At 53.2% G+C, this 2,592-nt stretch carries 2 protein-coding genes; both read right to left on the bottom strand.

Going from position 1 to position 2,592, the window contains the following annotated elements; translation table 11 throughout:
* Positions 1 to 238: 238 nt before the first annotated feature.
* Positions 239 to 1,609, bottom strand: coding sequence for an adenylosuccinate lyase (gene purB, locus HMPREF2907_RS11085; RefSeq protein ID WP_070682723.1), 1,371 nt, complete (start codon positions 1,607 to 1,609; stop codon positions 239 to 241).
* Between the two features lie 100 nt (positions 1,610 to 1,709).
* The gene (locus tag HMPREF2907_RS11080) at positions 1,710 to 2,303 is read right to left on the bottom strand and encodes a YdcF family protein (protein ID WP_070682722.1); all 594 of its coding nucleotides are present in this window, start codon (positions 2,301 to 2,303) and stop codon (positions 1,710 to 1,712) included.
* Between the last annotated feature and the right edge of the window lie 289 nt (positions 2,304 to 2,592).

Genomic DNA, 2,592 nt, shown 5'->3' with positions numbered 1-2,592 from the left:
CCTCGCGTAGGCGGGGGCGGGAATGACGGCTGGTGGCGGGTTCCGTATCAAAAACTAAGCCCGTAGCGTGGGTTTTACCCACGAATGAATAGAAATGATTGGACTCAGATATCAAGGCTGAAAGTCGTGGACAAAGCCCACGATACTCTTAATTTGACGAAAGGTCGTCTGAAAACCCTGAATCTTGGTTTTCAGACGACCTTTTGTTTCAACTCAATCTCAAATCATCAAGGTTGCATCAAATCCGTTTCGCCAATTCTTCCGCTTTGCCGATGTAGAGCTCAGGGGTCAGGGCGAGCAGTTGGGATTTGGCTTCGGCGGGGATTTCCAGCGATTCGATGAAGACTTTCAGCACTTCGGGCGTGATGCCGCCTTTGCCGCGCGTCAGGTCTTTCAGTTTTTCGTAAGGATTGGCGACGCCGTGGCGGCGCATCACGGTTTGAATCGGTTCGGCAAGCAGCTCCCAAGTGGCATCCAAATCGGCGGCCAGCGCGGCGGGGTTGGGTTCGAGTTTGTTCAGACCGCGCAGGTGGGCGGCGAAACCTAACACGGCATAGCCTACGCCTACGCCCATGTTGCGCAGGACGGTGCTGTCGGTCAGGTCGCGCTGCCAGCGGGAAACGGGCAGTTTTTCGGATAAGAAGCCCAATACGGCGTTTGCCATGCCGAGGTTGCCTTCGGAGTTTTCAAAGTCGATGGGGTTGACTTTGTGCGGCATGGTGGAAGAGCCGACTTCGCCCGCTTTGACTTTTTGTTTGAAGTAACCCAATGAAATATAACCCCAAACGTCGCGGTTGAAGTCGATCAGGATGGTGTTGATGCGGCTGAGGGTTTGGAAGAATTCAGCCATGTAGTCGTGCGGTTCGATTTGGATGGTGTAGGGGTTGAAGGTCAGGCCGAGGCTGATTTCGACGAAGTTGCGGCAGTGGGTTTCCCAATCGACGTCGGGATAGGCGACCATGTGGGCGTTGTAGTTGCCGACCGCGCCGTTGATTTTGCCGAGGAATTCTTGCGCTTGAAGGTTTTTGAACTGGCGTTGCAGGCGGTACACGATGTTGGCGGTTTCTTTGCCCAAGGTGGTCGGCGTGGCGGGCTGACCGTGGGTGCGGCTCATCATGGGGACGGCGGCAAGGTCGTGCGCCATGCCGGTGAGTTTTTCGATGATTTCGGCAAGTTTCGGCAGGATGACGGTTTCGCGCGCCTCTTGCAGCATCAGGGCGTGGGACAGGTTGTTGATGTCTTCGCTGGTGCAGGCGAAGTGGATGAACTCGCTGGCGGCGGCGACTTCGGGTACGCCGGCGAAGCGTTCTTTGAGCCAGTATTCGATGGCTTTGACATCATGATTGGTGGTCGCTTCGATGGCTTTGACGGCGGCTGCGTCTTCCAATGAAAAGTTTTCGATAACTTTGTCGATTTCGGCAAGCGTGAAATCGCTGAAGGCGGGAATTTCGGTGATTTTCGGTTCGGCGGCGAGGGCTTTGAGCCAGCTCAATTCGACTTTGACGCGCGCCCTCATCAGGCCGTATTCGGAGAAAATCGGACGCAATGCTTCAACGGATTTGGCGTAGCGGCCGTCTAGGGGGGAAAGTGCAGCGATAGGGTTGATCATGTCGGAGTCCTGTCGGTAGGTCGGTCAAACGGTTAAATCAAACAGTCAAATTGTTTGCAATTATACATGATTTAACGATATGCATTCGGGTCGTCTGAAACTACAACCTGCCCTTCAAAGCGTTTTTGACAAACGCCGCCGACTCGCGCAATACCGTGAAACCATAACCGCCGTAAGGCTCGGAACAAAACGGCGCGGCATACACCTGAATATCGTGTCCCTGCCACTGCCTGTCCGCCATCATCCGCGCCCGCGCCAAGTGAAAACCGGCGCTGACAATGACGACGCGCGGGCTGTTTTCGATAAATTTTCGGCTGAACACGATGTTTTCAAACGTATTGCCCGCTTCCCGTTCCTGAATAATGTCTGCCTTCGATACACCCATTTTCTCCGCAATCATCTGCATATTGCCCGCAGAGGACTGCAAATCACGGCTGACTCCGCCCGTCATCACCAGCTTTTTCACCTTGCGGGCACGATACAGCTCGACAGCTGCTTCAACGCGCGCCACCAAACAAGGATTCAGACGACCTTTTTCATAAGCACGGGTCGAAAGCACAACCGCAGCATCCGCCGGACGCACCGTATCCGCATCCAACCGCGACACCCAAAAATCGCGCCACATGATCCACAGCGGCAAAAGCGCGGCGGTAAGGAACAAAACCAATATAAAAACGGGGGCTTTTTTGAACATCCGAATCCTAAAATGATGAAAGTAGTTGGAACGCGGCTGTACGGGCAGGTTCCGATTATTCCTTAATTTTACGAAATTCATACATCAAAAGGTCGTCTGAAAACAGGATTTTCAGACGACCTTTTATTTAGGTTTGGGTTATCTTTCTGCCGTAGCGGAAAATTTGTGTGGCGCAAGAGGGTAGGGATGCATGTCGGAAACCTATATCTGATTCAAAAGTCCGACCTGCCTAAATTGCACAGTATATCGGTTTAAAATAGAAATCGCTCATGGCGTCATTCCCGCGCAG

This window comes from Neisseria sp. HMSC055H02 (assembly GCF_001813335.1).
Classification (GTDB): Bacteria; Pseudomonadota; Gammaproteobacteria; order Burkholderiales; family Neisseriaceae; genus Neisseria; species Neisseria sicca_C.
Note: the sequence above shows the minus strand (reverse complement) of the source record. Positions and strands in the feature narration are given on the sequence as shown.